The 16,872-nt window shown below is 47.8% G+C and carries 15 protein-coding genes; 10 read left to right on the top strand and 5 right to left on the bottom strand.

What is annotated here, in order from left to right; genetic code table 11:
• Window positions 1–110: 110 nt before the first annotated feature.
• Genes hisH through hisF form a run of 3 tightly spaced genes read left to right on the top strand, consistent with a single transcriptional unit; the run spans window position 111 to window position 2,209 of the window.
• The gene (gene hisH, locus LKE33_09945; GenBank protein ID MCH3951239.1) at window positions 111–722 is read left to right on the top strand and encodes an imidazole glycerol phosphate synthase subunit HisH; all 612 of its coding nucleotides are present in this window, start codon (window positions 111–113) and stop codon (window positions 720–722) included.
• Complete coding sequence (gene hisA / locus LKE33_09940; protein ID MCH3951238.1) at window positions 719–1,447, top strand: 1-(5-phosphoribosyl)-5-[(5-phosphoribosylamino)methylideneamino]imidazole-4-carboxamide isomerase; 729 nt, start codon at window positions 719–721, stop codon at window positions 1,445–1,447. Before hisH ends, hisA begins: the two co-directional genes overlap by 4 nt.
• A gap of 3 nt (window positions 1,448–1,450) precedes the next feature.
• Complete coding sequence (gene hisF / locus LKE33_09935; GenBank protein MCH3951237.1) at window positions 1,451–2,209, top strand: imidazole glycerol phosphate synthase subunit HisF; 759 nt, start codon at window positions 1,451–1,453, stop codon at window positions 2,207–2,209.
• A gap of 303 nt (window positions 2,210–2,512) precedes the next feature.
• Here the strand turns inward: hisF and LKE33_09930 are convergent, their stop codons facing one another.
• Window positions 2,513–2,902 (bottom strand): DUF559 domain-containing protein, encoded by a 390-nt coding sequence (locus LKE33_09930; GenBank protein MCH3951236.1) that lies wholly within the window; start codon window positions 2,900–2,902, stop codon window positions 2,513–2,515.
• Window positions 2,903–3,381: 479 nt separating this feature from the next.
• Between LKE33_09930 and hisIE the strand changes: the two genes are divergently transcribed.
• The 4 genes from hisIE to LKE33_09910 all read left to right on the top strand — a co-directional run bounded on the left by hisIE (window position 3,382) and on the right by LKE33_09910 (window position 7,542).
• Window positions 3,382–4,044, top strand: a complete 663-nt coding sequence (gene hisIE / locus LKE33_09925) for a bifunctional phosphoribosyl-AMP cyclohydrolase/phosphoribosyl-ATP diphosphatase HisIE (protein MCH3951235.1) — start codon at window positions 3,382–3,384, stop codon at window positions 4,042–4,044.
• A 20-nt stretch (window positions 4,045–4,064) separates the two neighbouring features.
• On the top strand, window positions 4,065–5,405 hold the full coding sequence (gene glmM / locus LKE33_09920) for a phosphoglucosamine mutase (GenBank protein MCH3951234.1): 1,341 nt from the start codon (window positions 4,065–4,067) through the stop codon (window positions 5,403–5,405).
• A gap of 89 nt (window positions 5,406–5,494) precedes the next feature.
• Window positions 5,495–6,676, top strand: coding sequence for a M20 family metallopeptidase (locus tag LKE33_09915; protein ID MCH3951233.1), 1,182 nt, complete (start codon window positions 5,495–5,497; stop codon window positions 6,674–6,676).
• 143 nt (window positions 6,677–6,819) lie between these two features.
• Complete coding sequence (locus LKE33_09910; protein ID MCH3951232.1) at window positions 6,820–7,542, top strand: DUF1275 domain-containing protein; 723 nt, start codon at window positions 6,820–6,822, stop codon at window positions 7,540–7,542.
• A gap of 429 nt (window positions 7,543–7,971) precedes the next feature.
• On the opposite strand, the gene LKE33_09905 is transcribed toward LKE33_09910, so the two are convergent.
• Both LKE33_09905 and LKE33_09900 read right to left on the bottom strand, forming a co-directional pair.
• Window positions 7,972–8,496 carry a DUF559 domain-containing protein gene (locus LKE33_09905; protein MCH3951231.1) on the bottom strand — a complete coding sequence of 175 codons (525 nt, stop codon included), beginning with the start codon at window positions 8,494–8,496 and terminating at the stop codon, window positions 7,972–7,974.
• 86 nt (window positions 8,497–8,582) lie between these two features.
• A complete protein-coding gene (locus tag LKE33_09900; protein ID MCH3951230.1) occupies window positions 8,583–8,747 on the bottom strand; it encodes a hypothetical protein in 165 nt (54 codons plus the stop codon).
• Between the two features lie 88 nt (window positions 8,748–8,835).
• On the opposite strand from LKE33_09900, the gene LKE33_09895 reads away from it, so the two are divergent.
• Window positions 8,836–10,287, top strand: a complete 1,452-nt coding sequence (locus LKE33_09895) for a nicotinate phosphoribosyltransferase (GenBank protein MCH3951229.1) — start codon at window positions 8,836–8,838, stop codon at window positions 10,285–10,287.
• 568 nt (window positions 10,288–10,855) lie between these two features.
• Here the strand turns inward: LKE33_09895 and LKE33_09890 are convergent.
• The gene (locus LKE33_09890) at window positions 10,856–11,113 is read right to left on the bottom strand and encodes an endonuclease domain-containing protein (GenBank protein MCH3951228.1); all 258 of its coding nucleotides are present in this window, start codon (window positions 11,111–11,113) and stop codon (window positions 10,856–10,858) included.
• A gap of 980 nt (window positions 11,114–12,093) precedes the next feature.
• Between LKE33_09890 and LKE33_09885 the strand changes: the two genes are divergently transcribed.
• Window positions 12,094–13,059 (top strand): bile acid:sodium symporter family protein, encoded by a 966-nt coding sequence (locus tag LKE33_09885; GenBank protein MCH3951227.1) that lies wholly within the window; start codon window positions 12,094–12,096, stop codon window positions 13,057–13,059.
• Window positions 13,060–13,093: 34 nt separating this feature from the next.
• On the top strand, window positions 13,094–13,942 hold the full coding sequence (gene panC, locus LKE33_09880; GenBank protein ID MCH3951226.1) for a pantoate--beta-alanine ligase: 849 nt from the start codon (window positions 13,094–13,096) through the stop codon (window positions 13,940–13,942).
• A gap of 399 nt (window positions 13,943–14,341) precedes the next feature.
• Here the strand turns inward: panC and LKE33_09875 are convergent, their stop codons facing one another.
• A complete protein-coding gene (locus LKE33_09875; protein MCH3951225.1) occupies window positions 14,342–15,547 on the bottom strand; it encodes a Fic family protein in 1,206 nt (401 codons plus the stop codon).
• Window positions 15,548–16,872: the final 1,325 nt, after the last annotated feature.

Raw genomic sequence — 16,872 nt, 5'->3', positions numbered from 1 at the left:
AAGCTGATTCACTTTCTCAGGAATCAGCGACATAATTCTTAATTGCGGGTGTACTAACCACTACTCACTAACCACTAGCCACTCAGTAAATTTGAGAGGTGAGTGTTCTTATGAGTAATAAAATCGTCATCATCGACTCTGGTCGTGGAAACCTCCACAGTGTATTTAATGGCTTAAAGAAGATCGGTGCCGATCCCGAGATTTCTTCTGACCCGAAAGTCATCGCCGCTGCCCCAAAAGTCATTCTTCCCGGAGTAGGTGTATTCGGCGACTGCATGGAACATTTGAAAGCCGCTAACTTAATTGACGTCATTTATGAAGTCGTAAATAAAGGTGTGCCCTTCCTGGGCATTTGCTTAGGCGAGCAGCTGCTTTTTGAAGGCAGTGAAGAATCACCTGGGGTAAAGGGTCTCGGCCTCTTAAAAGGGCAGGTAGAGCTTATCAAGACCCCGTTTAAAGTGCCGCACATGGGCTGGAATAAACTGAAAGTCGTCAATCCGTCTCCGCTTATGAAAGACGCTGACGGTAAGATGGTTTATTTCGTACATAGCTTTGCTGCCAAACCGGAAGATCCTTCTGTTATTACCTCCGTTTGTGACTACGGTACGACCATCGTTGCATCCGTCGGTAAAGACAATGTACAGGGCTTCCAGTTCCACCCGGAAAAATCTTCCGCTGCAGGTCTTGCCATGCTGAAGGCCTTTAAGGAGTGGGAACCATGAACATATATCCCGCAATCGACCTGCGCGGTGGGCAGTGTGTCCGTCTCCTGAAAGGCGACTTTTCCAAGGAAACCGTATACGGTAAAGATCCCGGCGCCATGGCAAAGAAATGGGCCTCTGAAGGAGCTGCTTCCATTCACGTCGTGGACCTTGACGGCGCCCTCGCCGGTGAAAGCCGCAACCTGCCTTCCATCAAGAGTATTATCAAAGAAGGCGGCATTCCTATTGAAGTGGGCGGCGGTATCCGTACCATGGAGCAGATTGAAAAGCTGCTGAATCTGGGTGTCCATCAGGCCATTCTCGGATCGGCGGCCGTGTATCATCCGGAACTTGTCGCAGAAGCCTGCAAAGCCTTTCCCGGACATATCGTCGTCGGTATTGATGCCAAAGAAGGCATGGTAGCCGTTGAAGGCTGGTCCCAGAGCGGCAACATCAAAGCTGTGGAACTGGAAAAGAAAATGGCAGACTGCGGCGTAACGCGCATTATTTATACCGACATTGCCCGGGATGGCATGATGATCGGCAATAATATCAAAGAAACCGTGGAAGTTGCCAAAGCCTGCGGCATTCCAGTCACCGCTTCGGGCGGTGTTTCGACACTGGACGATGTCCGTCGTCTCAAAAAAGAAAGTGCCGACGGAATCGAAGGCTGCATTATCGGAAAAGCACTCTATACCGGTGCCATTTCCCTGCCGGACGCCGTCCGGATTGCAAAGGAGGATTGACACATGCAGATTAAGAGAATCATTCCCTGCCTGGATGTCAAAAATGGCCGGGTAGTAAAGGGAACTAACTTTGTACAATTAAAAGACGCCGGAGATCCGGTAGAACTGGCTTCCCTGTATGAAAAAGAACAAGCTGATGAACTCGTATTCCTCGATATCACTGCCTCCTGGGAAGGCCGTAAATCCATGCTCGACGTCATTCAGCGCACGGCCTGTGAAGTCTTTATGCCGCTGACTGTGGGCGGCGGTATCTCCACTATGGATGATATCCATAACGTCCTTCTGGCCGGCGCGGATAAAACATCCCTCAACACGGCAGCCGTAAAGAATCCTGACCTCATTCATCAGGGATCCCTGGCCTATGGCGCCCAGTGCATGGTACTCGCTGTCGATGCCAAGAAAGTAGCACCTAACCATTGGGAAGTCTATATTAACGGCGGCAGAACACCGACAGGCCTTGACGCCGTCGAATGGATCAAAAAAGCCGTGTCCCTGGGTGCAGGCGAAATCCTGCTGACCAGTATGGACGCCGACGGTACCAAAGACGGCTATGACATTCCGCTTACAAGAACCGTCGCCGAAGCCGTAAACGTGCCCGTCATCGCTTCCGGCGGTGCAGGCAGCCTCGAAGACTTCTATGAAGTCCTTACCAAAGGCAAAGCCGACGCAGCCCTCGCTGCCTCCGTCTTTCACTACGGCAAATTTAGCATCCGCCAAGTCAAAGAATACTTGAGAGACAAAGGCGTAGAAGTAAGATTGTAACGAAAGAATAAGGATAGGACCTCGCCATCGGCGAGGTCCTTAGTGTGAGTGGGGGAAGTGAGAGGAGAGGAAGGCGAAAGGGGGAGAGGGAAAGCTATAAAAATAAAAGAAAAGAAAAAAGAAGCTATCATTCCCCGCATCCGCAGGAAATCAAACATCTTTAGGGACCCTCTTCGACGTCGCAACGCGACATTGAAGAGGGGGGACCGCTTGCGGTGGGTGATGTCCCTTAAAAATTTTTTCTTCTCTATCGGTTAGTAGTAACAAAAATCTAGCAATCTACCGGTTAATGCTCATACCTCTTTATACTTCCCTCCCTAATCTCTCCTCCAAGACTTTCTTTATTCTTTCTTCAACCCCATACAAATCATGCGCAATCTCAGAATTAGAAAACCTGATTACTTCATACCCTCTGTTCTTAAGAAACGCTGTCCTTTTAGCATCATATTCCTCAATTTCTTTTTCCGTGTGTTGGATTCCATCGACCTCTACAATTAATTTTGCTTTTGCACAGTAAAAATCAACGATATAGTAATAAATAATTTTTTGCCTTAAGAATCGTACAGGAAGTTTCTTAAGAACTTGATACCATAAAATTTTTTCGACTACAGTCATGTTTTTACGCATCATTCTTGCATTTTTTCGTAGTTCATCATATTCTGCGAACGAAACTGCATTTCTTCCTCTGTCCATGAGTACCTCCAATTGTAGAAATTTTATATAGCAGATACGGCTACTATACAAGAAAACAAAGTAAAAGTGTGCAGTTGAAGGTGCGAATGGACTAAAAGTGGAAGCGAAGGGGAATAAAAAGAAATCTTCCGCCATAAATGGCCCTCCTTCTTTCTACTTCACTGCGTGAAGTGAAAGAAGGTAATAAGGGTCATCATCCCCCGCAAAGCGGGCCCCCTTCTTCAATGCCGCAAAGCGGCGTCGAAGAAAGTCCCTGAGATTGACGGATAGAATCTTTTCCTATTATCTCCCTCATCCTTTACATTCTTCCTCCTTCTTTCCCACTGTTTGTATCTTTTCCCTCTATCTGGTGTATAATATAAAGATGAATCTTTCTCTCAATGCACTATTCTTCGTACCACATCTATCCAAAACTTACCAAGCGACGCACAGAGAAACCTTACTTTTCTAACTCAATCCAAATCCTGAGGTGTTCTAACATGAAAATTGATTTAACGAACTTAAAATTTGATGACCGCGGCTTGATTCCTGCTATTGTCCAGGACTGCCGCACGGAACGTGTGCTGATGCTGGCCTACATGAACGGTGAATCTCTCGCCCGCACTGTGGAAACGGGCTACACCTGGTTCTGGTCCCGCAGCCGCCAGGAGCTCTGGAACAAGGGCGCTACGAGCGGCAACACGCAGAAGGTCAAGAGTATCATCTATGACTGCGATGGAGATGCCCTCCTTGTCCGTGTCGAACAAAAGGGCGTAGCCTGCCACAAGGGCACCTATTCCTGCTTCAGCTATCCGCTGTGGAACAGCGGCTCCGGCGAAAGTCTGCCGACGGCAGAAAACACTCTGCCTATGGTCATTTCTAACCTCTATAAATCCATCATGACCATGCGCGGACTCACCAAATCCCAGTCCTACACGCACCTTCTCTTCGAATCCGGGCAGGACAAAATCCTGAAGAAACTCGCCGAGAAATGCGCTTCTACCATGCTCGCCTCCAAGAACAGCGACCAGAATGACGTGGTTTACGAGATGAGCGATTTATGGTATCATTGCTTAGTGCTGTTAGCTTTCCATGGAATTACGCCGGGTCAGATGCTGGCTGTCCTTGGAAGCATCAACGAAGATAAAAAGAACAGTAAATAATAAGCTGGAGGCTGAATTTCTTGGCTAGATTGTTTGGAACGGACGGCGTCCGCGGGATTGCCAACGGCTATCTCAATGCGGAACTTGCCTATAAATTGGGCCGCGCTGCGGCAATGTATTTCGGACGTGAAGTAAAAACCCCGAATATTCTGATCGGACGCGATACGCGCCTTTCCGGGACGATGCTCGAATCGGCCCTTGCTGCAGGCATCTGCAGTGCCGGCGGCAATGCCCATATCCTGGGTGTCATCCCGACGCCCGCCGTATCTTATCTGACGGAAAATCTCGGTGCCAATGCCGGTGTCGTCATTTCCGCTTCTCATAATCCTTTTGAAGATAACGGCATCAAGTTTTTCGCAAAGAGCGGTTTCAAGCTGCCCGATGCTGTTGAAGACGAAATCGAAGCCATCGTCAAGGCTCCGATTGACTATGACCATACCCTGACCGGCTCTTCCGTGGGCCGCGTCATTCCCGAACCTGATATGGGTGCAAAGTACATCCAGCACATCGTGGACAGCTCCGATATCAAATTAAACGGCCTCAAAGTCGTTATGGACTGCGCCAACGGTGCCAACAGCGACATTGCGCCGGCCATCCTGCGCATGCTCGGGGCTCATGTCATTCCTATTTTCCATGAACCCAATGGCATTAACATCAATAACGGCTGCGGCTCCACCCATCTGGAAGCCCTGCAGAAGAAAGTTGTCGAAGTCGGTGCCGATCTTGGTATAGCCAACGACGGTGATGCAGACCGCTGCCTCGCTGTCGATGAAAAGGGCACGCCCCTTGACGGCGACCAGATCATGCTGATCTGCGCCCTCGACCTGATGGCTGCCGGTAAACTTAAAGACAACGTCCTCGTGACCACTGTCATGAGCAACGTCGGCCTGGCCAAGGCCATGAAGGAACACGGCGGCCGCACGGTGAAGACCGCTGTCGGTGACCGCTACGTCCTTGAAGAAATGCTGAAGCATGACTACAAGCTCGGCGGTGAACAGTCCGGTCATATCATCTTTGGTGACCTGGTGCGCACCGGTGACGGTATGATGACCTGCGTGAAGCTCCTGAGCTCCGTCGTGCGTCATAATCGCACCCTGTCCCAGCTCGGCTGCCTGATGGTGAAATATCCGCAGACCCTCGTCAACGTCCGCGTCAAGGACAAGAACGGCTGGGAAAAGAACGAAGCAATTAAAGAAGTGACCCAGAAATTTACGGATAAACTCGGTGATGACGGGCAAGTTCTCGTCCGTGCTTCCGGTACGGAACCGCTGATCCGCGTCATGGCTCAGGGCCCGACCCAGAGCGAGACCGACTTCATTACCGATGCCATCGCCGAAGTTGTAAGAAAAGAACTGGCGTAAGTAAAAGCATCCGACCAGTGGTGGTTGGATGCTTTTTTTGTGAATCGTAGTGCTCGCTACCGGGCACTCGTAAGAAAGGAAGAATCCCCATGGACAAGCTGAAGGAAAACTTATTCACTCTTATTGATTCTTACCGCGATTGCCTCGTCACCGCCGCAGACGCTATTTATGACCATCCCGAGTGGGAAGGGCATGAAGTATTTGCTTCTGACCTGCTGACGAACATGCTTGAAAAAGCAGGTTTTACGGTGGAACGCGGTCTGGCAGACCTGCCGACGAGCTTCCGCGCGACTTGGCAGAACGGGGAAGGCGGGTCCAGTATCGGCATGCTTTGTGAATATGATGCCCTGAAAAATTTCGGTCACGGCTGCGGCCATCATTTGCAGGGCCCGGCCTGCATCGGGGCGGCGCTTGCCCTTCGGGAAGTCCTGAAAGATAAGAACTTCAAAATCGTGATTTACGGTACGCCTGCAGAAGAAACCTTCGGCGGCAAAATCAACATGATCAAAGCCGGCTGTTTCAAGGATATCGACGTGGCCCTCATGATGCACGGCGGTCCGGCAACCCAGACGGATATCAAGAGCCTGGCCCTCAGCGAACTCCTCGTGACCTTCCATGGCAAAGCCGCTCATGCAGCCATTGCCCCGGATCAGGGGCGCAGTGCCTTTGATGCCCTGCTCATTGCCTTTAACGGCATTGAATTCCTGCGTGAACACGTGAAAGACGACGTGCGCATGCATTATACCGTGGAAGAACTGCCCGGCCCGAATAACGTCGTACCGGATAAGGCCGTGGGTTCCTTCTGCCTGCGTTCCTATTCCCGTGAAGAACTGGACGGCGTCGTGGAACGCGTCCGCGATATCATGATGGGTGCCGCGCTCATTGCCGGTGTGACCGTTGAAATCAAGAACAAACCATCCTTTGACGATAAAATTCCTGCCCTGGCCCTGAATGACTGCATCATGGCAAACGCCAAAGCCTGCGGCGCTCCCGGTATCGAAGGCCCGAGAGAAAAGACCGGATCGACCGATTTTGGCAACGTCCTGCACCGTATGCCCGGTGCCTGCGCCCGCATCAAATTCGTACCGGCCGGATCCTCTGCCCATTCTCAGGTATACCTCGATAACGGCAAGAGCGAAAGCGGTCACGCTGCCATTCTGTACGGTGCCAAGATCCTTGCCGGCACAGCAGCCGACCTGATTATCAATCCGGAACTCCTGGCCGAAGTAAAACAAGAATTCCAGGATCGCATCAGCGGAAAGAGAAAATAACGCTGAAGAGATCCATATGATATTTTTTGCAAACCGTTTACAGTTTGCTTCCTACAGAGCGACCGGCGGCCCGCGGCCAGCGACCTGCGTCGTTATCCGAAGCCGCCTTTTGAACGGATTAAGATATATTTTGAGGGGAAGAAATGAACGATTATTTTCGTACACATTACGATGAAATCTTGCACTGGCTCATGGCCGGCTATGCAGGATTTGAGGGGTTATATTCTGTCATTCTGCACGGACGCAACTTTGCCAACGCGCAGACCGGAAACCTGATGTCACTGATAGAAGACCTGCTGGGCGGGAATATGTTTGCCGTCATGACGAGAGTGGGGGCACTCCTTATGTTTGTGACCGGCGTCATTACATCCTTTCTGCTCTCCAAAAAGACCAGCAAAGACATGCGTAAAATTGTCATCGTCGTCAATGCTGTGACCCTGACCGCCGTCGCCCTGATGCCGCTCGACTGGGATCCTATCATGACCATCTATCCCATGATCTTTGCCGCCTCCTTTCAGTGGGGGACATTCTCGGAAGCCCAGGGGTACGCCAGTTCGACCATCTTCCTGTCTAACAATACCAAACAGTCGGCTCTCGCCTGGACGCAGTTTGTCCTCACAAAGGACTGGAAATTTTGTCATAAAGCCATACTCTATACTTTTACCATCATCTTCTTCCTGACCGGCTGCTACGTCGCAGGACACGCCGTCTTCGCTTACGGTGCCGGCGGCGCTTATATCGGATATACCATTCTCGCCATCGCCTTCATCCTTGTCTGTATGTCCGACCGCTACGGCGGCAAACAAGCCGTCCAGAAAATGGACCGCATCGCTGAAGTGGAGGCAGAAGAAAGAATGCCGAAGTGAGAAGCTGTGGCGCTTACGCGCAAAAAACAACGATATTACAAGTGCTGTGAAGAAATGAAATTTGTTTCTTCACAGCGCTTTTTGTTGTGGAGAAGGAGAGAGAAGGGGAGAATAAAGAAAAATACGCTATCTTCCCCCGCACTCGTCAGCCCTGACAGTCGTCAGTGCTTCCTGCGGGCCCCCTCCTTCCGAAACCACGTAGTGGTTTGGAAGGAGGTTGTGAGGAAGGCAACCCTCCTGACGTCGGATTGCCTAAAGGAAAAATTAAAAACATCTGCGGTAAATTTTTAGTGACCCTCTTCGACGTCGCCGCGCGACATTGAAGAGGGGGAACCGCTTGCGGTGGGTGATGTCCCTTAAAAATTTTTTCTTCACTATCGGTTAGCAGTAACAAAATCTAGCAATCTACCGGTTAATGCTCATACCTCTTTATACTTCCCTCCCTAATCTCTCCTCCAAGACTTTCTTTATTCTATCTTCAACCCCATACAGATCATGTGCAATTTCAGAATTAGAAAATCTGATTAATTCATACCCTCTGCTCCTGAGAAATGCAGTTCTTTTAGCATCATATTCCTCAACATCTTTTTCAGTGTGTTGGATTCCATCGACCTCTACAATTAATTTTGCTTTTGCACAGTAAAAATCAACGATATAATAATAAATAATTTTTTGCCTTAAGAACCGCACAGAAAGTTTCTTAAGAACTTGATACCATAAAATTTTTTCGACTACGGTCATGTTTTTACGCATCATTCTTGCATTTTTTCGTAGTTCATCATATTCTGCGAGTGTAACTGCTTTTCTTCCTCTGTCCATGAGTACCTCCAATTGTAGAATTTTTATATAGTAGATACGGCTACTATACAGGAAAACAAAGTAAAAGTGTGCAGTTGAAGGTGCGAATGAACCAAAAGTGGAAGCGAAGGGGAATAAAAAGAAATCTTCCGCCATAAATGGCCCTCCTTCTTTCTACTTCACTACGTGAAGTGAAAGAAGGTAATAAGGGTCATCATCCCCCGCAAAGCGGGCCCCCTTCTTCAATGCCGCAGAGCGGCGTCGAAGAAGGTCCTTACGGTTGACGGATAGAATGTTTTATCTTTCCCGTCGCCGCAGGCGACCACAGCTTCCCGGCTTTCCTTCCGCGCGTAAGCGCCACCCGCACTTGCGCCTTCGGCGCAGGTGCCCTTCACCTGTCTTGTCACCTTACAAACCCCATATGACAGAACCCCCAAAAAGTGTTACAATGTTCTCAATATATCCCCATTAAAACCTGGAGGAGGTTTTACCACAATGCAGAGCAGTGAACGCAACCTGTCCATGATGATGGACTTTTACGAAATGACAATGGCCTATGGCTATTTTAAAGATGGCCTGGACAATATGAAACGTGCCACTTTCGATATTTTCTATCGTCATAACCCGGATAACGGCGGTTTTGCCATTTTTGCCGGTTTGGAACAATGCATCCAGTACATCGAAGACTTCCATTTTTCAGATGAAGACGTACAGTATTTCAGAGACATGCATATGTTTGATGAGGACTTTCTGGAATACCTGCGCAATTTCCACTTTTCCGGTGACGTTGATGCCCTCCCGGAAGGTACCATTATGTACCCGAGAGAATCCGTCCTTTCTGTCACCGCCCCGATTCTGGAGGCTCAGCTCCTGGAAACGGCGCTCCTGGCAGAAGTTAACCATCAATCTCTGATCGCTACGAAGACCGCCCGCATCGTCCGTGCAGCGGAAGGCCGCGGCGTTTCCGATTTTGGTGCCCGCCGTGCCCATAACATGGATGCTGCCGTCTACGGTGCACGTGCCGCCTATATCGGCGGAGCAGATGGTACGGCTACTGTCCTTGCCGGCCAGGAATTCGGTATTCCTGTCGGCGGTACCATGGCCCACAGCTTTGTCATGTACTATCCCGATGAATATACGGCCTTTAAGAGATATGCCGAAGTTTATCCCGATAACGTCGTGCTCCTGATTGATACGTATGACGTTATTCATTCCGGCCTGCCCAATGCCATCCGCATTGCTCGTGAAGTCCTCGAACCAATGGGCAAGAGACTCAAAGGCGTGCGTATTGACTCCGGTGACTTGGCATACCTGTCTAAGCGTGTCCGTGCCATCCTCGACAGCGAGGGCCTGCAGGACTGCAAGATAGTCGCTTCTAACAGCCTCGACGAATATACCATCCGTTCTATCCTGGACCAGGGCGGCTGCATCGACTCCTTCGGTGTCGGCGAGCGCCTGATCACCGCAAAGAGCGACCCTGTCTTTGGCGGCGTGTACAAACTCGTGGCCGTCGAAGGCGATAAAGGCTGGGAACCGCGTATCAAAGTATCCGAAACCTTGGAAAAGATTACGAACCCGGGCCGCAAAGAGCTCTATCGTATTTATAACCCGCAGGGCAAAGCCGTCTCTGACCTCATTGCCAAAGAAGGCGAACCTGTCGATGTAGAACATAAATTCCGTTACGTCGATCCGAACGAACCGTGGAGACTGCGCCATTTCGAAGGCTGCACGGCCAAGAAACTGCTTGTTCCGATTTTCCGCGGCGGCAAACTCGTCTACAAGCAGCCGGCCTTGAAAGATATCCGCGCCTTCGTGCAGTATCAGCTGAAGAACGAAATCTGGCAGGAAGAACAGCGCTTCGAGAACCCGCACGTCCACTTCGTGGATATGACCCCGGCCTACTACGAAGAAAAAATGAACCTCCTGTCTAAGAGCAGAAATAAGTAAGAGACGCTGTGGCGCTCCGCGCAGAAAAAGCCTTGGCCGCCTCCGGCGGCATGTGGCGCCAGAGGCGCGAAAAGATAATGATGTTACGCGTGCTGTGAAGAAATGTTAGTTCGTTTCTTCACAGCACTTTTTTATGGGAAAAAAGAGAGAAGAGGAGAAAAAAGAAAAAATAATTAAGAATAAAACCGCTATCTTCCCCCACATTCGTCAGCCCTGACTGCCGTCAGTGCTTCCTGTGGGCCCCCTCCTTCCGAAACCACGTAGTGGTTTGGAAGGAGGTTGTGAGGAAGGCAAGGCTCCTGACGTCGGATTGCCGGAAGAAAATATTAAAAACGGCTGTGATAAATTTTTAGGGACCCTCTTCGACGTCGCAGCGCGACATTGAAGAGGGGGAACCGCTTGCGGTGGGTGACGTCCCTTAAAATTTTTTTCTTCACTATCGGTCAGCAGTAACAAAAATCTAGTAATTCATCGGTTAATTTTCACATCTCTTTTATATTTTTTTCCTCAATCTCTCCTCCAATACTTTCTTTATTCTTTCTTCAACCCCATATAGATCATGCGCAATCTAAGAATTAGAAAACCTGATTACTTCATACCCTCTGTTCTTGAGAAACACAGTTCTTTTAGCATCATATTCTTCAATTTCTTCCTCAATGTGTTGGATTCCATCGACCTCTACAATCAATTTAGCTTTAGCACAGCAAAAATCAACGATATTGCAGATTCGGCTACTATACAGGAAAACAAAATAAAAGTGTGCAGTTGAAGGTGTGAATGAACCAAAATTGGAAGCGCAGGGGAATAAAAAGAAATCTTCCGCCATAAATGGCCCTCCTTCTTTCTACTTCACTACGTGAAGTGAAAGAAGGTAATAAGGGTCATCATCCCCCGCAAAGCGGGCCCCCTTCCTCAATGTCGCGCAGCGACGTCGAGGAAGGTCCCTGTGATGGATGATAGAATTTTTCATCTCATTCTCACACCTTATCTTCCTTTTGCACACCTGGCCAAACGCCAAAAGCGCCCTCCATTAAGCCAAACCGTAAGGTTTGGAGTTCCGCTGCCACCTCCGTCCTTTAGGAAGGAGGACGGACCACGAAGTGGGGGAGAAAAGTTTAATTAAAAGCCGTAGGCATTCCACTCTGCCGAAGGCTCCGCTAACAGCAGCCAACTGCTAACTGCCAACTGCTATCTGCCTAAGGCTTCGCCTAAAAAAACTGCCCGCACTAGCGTACTAACCCCTAATTCCTACCCACTAACCACTTCCTGTCTTTACACTTATTGTTAACCTCACCCCCAAAATGTCACGCAGACCTTGACTTTCCCCAGTTAGCGGTTTATAATGTCCCTCGTGTGATAAAGAGGATCGGTACAAATGAATAGGCTGCAGGTGCAGCTGCCGAATTAGGAGACACTAATTAAACAAGGTGATCCTGATCTTTTGTATTGAGAAAATTTCATAGTGTGGTTTGTACGTTCCAGTGCTTTCGTGTTTGTCTCAGGCTGCGGTTTGGATACTTCTTTACTTAGCAGCATTTTCTGCGTGATGAGGCCCGCAGAAAAGAGCAGGGGAGGCGACGGTCTGCGTTACTACGTTGGCGTTGCCGGTCACGATGGTTCATCTGAACGTAATTCAGCCTAATCGACAAAATCGTAGAAGTGTCAGGAAACGGCTGAAGCACGATGAAAAATTTTCAAACAAGGATTTAGGACTGCCTGTTTGATTATTGCTCTCATAGATTATGGCGCAACATCCATTCGCAGGATGTGGATTTTTTGCGCCCAAAAATTATTGGGGGGATCGTTTTGATCAAGAAAATCTTGCGATTTGCTGTGAAAAACATGGCGCTGTTTGTCGTCCTTATCGGCGTTATTGGAGCAAATTGGCCATGGACCCTGTCCTGGGTTGGTCCAGTAATTCCCTGGATGCTGGGTATCGTCATGTTTGGTATGGGGATGACTTTGAAAGTCGACGACTTTCGTTTTATTCTGCATCGGCCATGGGAAGTTGCAATTGGTGCCTTTGCTCAGTTTACCATCATGCCATTTGTGGCTTGGGCGCTGGTAAAGCTCTTCAACCTGCCGCCGGAACTGGCTATCGGTGTTATTCTTGTAGGCACCTGCCCCGGTGGTACCGCGTCGAACGTCATTACCTACCTGGCAAAAGGTGATGTGGCCCTGTCTGTGGCCATGACCTGCTGCACAACCTTATTGGCGCCGATTGTGACGCCGGTACTTACGTATTATCTGGCCGGATCCTGGATTGAAATTTCCCTGACGGCCATGATGGTTTCTATCGCCAAGATGGTGCTGCTCCCGGTACTGGGCGGCCTCTTCGTGAATACGCACTTTGAATCCAAAGTCGCTCCTATTCGCGAATACATGCCGTTCGTCTCCGTCGTCTGCATCGTCCTTCTCGTCGGTGGTGTTGTTTCCCTGAGTGCTTCCCGCCTGTTTGAAAGCGGCGCTCTCATTGCCGGAGTCGTTGTACTGCACAACCTGTTCGGTCTGCTGCTCGGTTATGGCATGGCTCGTCTTTTCCGGCTTTCTCCGGCCAAGACCCGCGCTGTGGCTATCGAAGTCGGCATGCAGAACTCCGGTCTGGCTGCATCTCTCGCAGTGATGTATTTCACGCCGGCCGGTGCCATTGCAGGTGCCATCTTCAGTGTATGGCATAACATTTCCGGTTCCCTGCTGGCCAATTACTTCACCCGTCATGATGAAGCCAAAGCGGTCGCTGCTGCTGAAAACACCGGATCAGCTCACAATTGATTTTTCCAACTAGCTTGAAAAGAGGCATATAACCATGAAGGTATTACGTACTGTTAAAGAAATCCAGGAATTTGCACTGAACGCTAAAAAAGCCGGCAAGACCATCGGCCTTGTTCCGACCATGGGAGCCCTGCATGAAGGCCATCTGACCCTGATGCGCACGGCTCGTGCTAAATGTGATGTTGTCATCGCTTCCGTATTCGTCAACCCGACCCAGTTCGGCCCGAACGAAGACTATGAAAAATATCCGCGCCGCTTTGGTGAAGATGAAAAGAAACTCGAAAGCGTCGGTGTAGATGCCGTGTTCCATCCGGAACCCAAGGAAATGTATCCCGAACACTTCTGCACGTACGTGAACGTCGAAGGCGAATTCACCCACAAACTGTGCGGAGCTACGAGACCCATTCACTTCCGCGGCGTCGCTACCGTCGTCACAAAGCTCATCAACCTGGCTCGCGCCGATGAAGCCTTCTTCGGCCAGAAAGATGCCCAGCAGGTTTGCGTCGTTCGTCGTTTTGTCGAAGACCTGAACATCAACTGCCACATCAACATGGTTCCTATCGTACGTGAACCCAGCGGACTCGCCCGCAGTTCCCGCAACGAATACATGAGCCCCGAAGAACGCGCCAAGGCCGTCGTCCTGTACGAAAGCCTGAAGCTCGGCAAGGCAGCGTATGACAAAGGCGAACGCGACGTCGAAACCCTGAAGAAAATCGTCCGTGATCACCTCGAAGCCGAACCCTTCGTAAAACAAATCGATTACGTCGAAATCCTGACCTTCCCGTACCTTGACGAAATCAAAACCGTCAAAGGCGAATGCCTCATGGCCATCGCTTGCTACGTAGGTAAGACAAGACTGATCGATAACGTAATCCTGGATTAAAGGAATTAAAGTCAAAGGAAAAGTGTGAAGATAAAAAAGCCACCCGGCGCCGGGTGGCTTTTTTTGGTGTGGGGAAGGAGGGAAAATAAAAAAAGAAGCTATCTTTCCCCGCTCTCGTCAGCCTTGACTAATCGTCAGTGCTTCCTGCGGGCCCCCTCCTTCCGAAACCACATAGTGGTTTGGAAGGAGGTTTTGAGGAGGGCAACCCTCCTGACGTCGGATTGCCAGAAGAAAATATTAAAAACAGCTGCGGTAAATTTTTAGGGACCCTCTTCGACGTCACTGCGCTACGTCGAGGAAGGTCCCTGTGGTGGATGGATAGAATCTTTTTATTCATTAAAACTTATGCCTTGTTTAATAATAAAAAACCATTAATTATTTATGCTGCTTTTATCTTTCTTACTCCTTCACCCAAGCTTTTCTTAACCTGTAATGAAATGGCCTGGAATTTTTTGAAATAAAGAGTCTATCTTCGGGAATCTGGTGTAACCTGGAGTATATAGTTTGCTTTGTTTTTTTCAGAGCCTTTGAAATTTCATTGATTGTTATACCGCCGTCAGAAAATAAAGAGGCCTGCAGGAGCAGTTCATATAATCTAATTGTAACTTGATCGCAGTCTTTTAATTTTACATGCATTTGTTTTAACAACGTTTGATACGCTGTATTCTTTTTTGTAAGCACGTCATTGATATTGTGAATCGCGTCCCGAATGAAATAAAGCGTTTGAATAATAAAAGGCGTTAAGTCTCCTTTATTGATTTCGGACTCAGTATTTTCAAAAAGAGAATAGTATTTTTTTCTATCTTGTTTGATGAGAATAGAAACTTGTAATCCGACCAGGGGACCATATTCTTTGGCAATTAAATAAGCTGTAATAAATCTATCCAGGCGGCCATTACCATCATAAAATGGATGAATATAACCAAAAAGGTAGTGAAACAAAGCTATCCGGATTAAATAGGGAAGCTGGGGGTTATTTAATATATCCAATGCTTTATTCATTCCATCAATGATTTTTTCTTCCGGATACAAGCCCCGGTGAATTACTTTTCCTGTTCCGGTAATCACATCTACACTATTTTTCCTGAAATATTTCCCATCAGGCAAATTGCCCGGATCATCCTCATTAATTTCAAAGAGCAACATTTCATCGTAGAGTTTTTTAATTTCTTCGCATGTTTTTAAGGGTACTGATTTATTTAAAACTAGCATTATATATTTATTTACAATGCCGCTCTGTCTATTTTTTTCTGCAGTGTTTTCCAATGCAGACTTGATTTCTTTACGGGTGCTCCGAACTCCCTCAATGTCGTTACTGGATTTAACTTCATTAATCAGATTAAATTTGATAAATTGTAGAATGGCGGAATAGGGGATAGAAGAATATGTTTGTCTGCCCGTAAGATATTCCCGGTTAATTTGATCTTGCAGCAGTGCAATTTCCTCGGTATAGCAATAGAAGGCAGGGTAAGATCTGGAATGATTATATTGATGAATGTTGAAATTGAAATGTTTGGTAAAAGGACTGTTAAACCTGCTTTCATACGCCTTTTCATAGGAATCGGGAATTTTATAGAATGTATCGTACAATGTAATATAATCCATAGCTGCCTCCTTTTTCTAAGATTATAAAAAACGTGATTTTTTATAAATCATATATCATGAAATACAAAAAATCAAGGATTTTAGTATTTTAACTTTTGAATTTATAATTTGAAATTCAAAAAAACGCAAATTTTTTAATTTCAACTTTTGCCAGAGTCAAAAATTCGCCATTTTTTTAATTTCAACTTTACCCAAAGTCAAATTTTGACGCCTTTTTTAATTTCATTCCCCTAAAATCACAAGAAGGCCATCGCTGGAGAACTCAATCTCCAACAATGACCTTCTTAAGTACACATCCGCAAACGTATACCCCAATTGTGATCACAGTATATCAAATTTAGTACTATTTTTCAATTTCATTCAGGCAAGGCGCAGCCTTGGCTACGAAAGAAGGCAGCAGAGAAATCAATCTTCTTTAGGGACCCTCTTCGACGTCGCAGCGCGACATTGAAGAGGGGGGACCGCTTGCGGTGGGTGATGTCCCTTAAAAATTTTTTCTTCTCTATCGGTTAGTAGTAACAAAAATCTAGTAATCCACCGGTTAATTCTCACACCTCTTTTAAACTTCTTTCCCTAATCTTTCCTCCAATACTTTCTTTATTCTTTCTTCAACCCCATATAGATCATGCGCAATCTAAGAATTAGAAAACCTGATTACTTCATACCCTCTGTTCTTGAGAAACACAGTTCTTTTAGTATCGTATTCCTTAATTTCTTCCTCATTGTGCTGGATCCCATCAACCTCTACAATCAATTTAGCTTTAGCACATTAAAAATCAACGATATTGCAGATACGGCTACTATACAGGAAAACAAAGTAAAAGTGTGCAATTGAAAGTGTGAATGAACCAAAAGTGGAAGGGAAGGGGAATAAAAAGAAATCTTCCGCCATAAATGGCCCTCCTTCTTTCTACTTCACTGCGTGAAGTGAAAGAAGGTAATAAGGGTCATCATCCCCCGCAAAGCGGGCCCCCTTCCTCAATGTCGCGCAGCGACGTCGAGGAAGGTCTCTGTAATGGATGATATAATCTTTAAATCCCCATTCCCACACCTTATCTTCCTCTTGCACACCTGGCTAAATGCCAAAAGCCAAATGCGCTTTTTATTCTTTCCGGCCACAGGCCGTACCATTCTGCCGAAGGCCTGGCCAAACGCTAAAAGCGCCTTTTTTGACTAAACTGCCTTAAGAATCAGCCAAGCTCACTGCCCGCACTACGGTACTAACCACTTTTCCACTAACCACTTTTTGAAGAGCCAAAAGCGCCTTTCAGCTAACGGCAGCTAACTGCCAACTGCTAACTGCTATCTGCCTTATGCTTCGCCTA

The organism is Acidaminococcus sp. (assembly GCA_022482815.1).
In the GTDB taxonomy this organism is placed as follows: Bacteria; Bacillota; Negativicutes; order Acidaminococcales; family Acidaminococcaceae; genus Acidaminococcus.
Note: the sequence above shows the minus strand (reverse complement) of the source record. Positions and strands in the feature narration are given on the sequence as shown.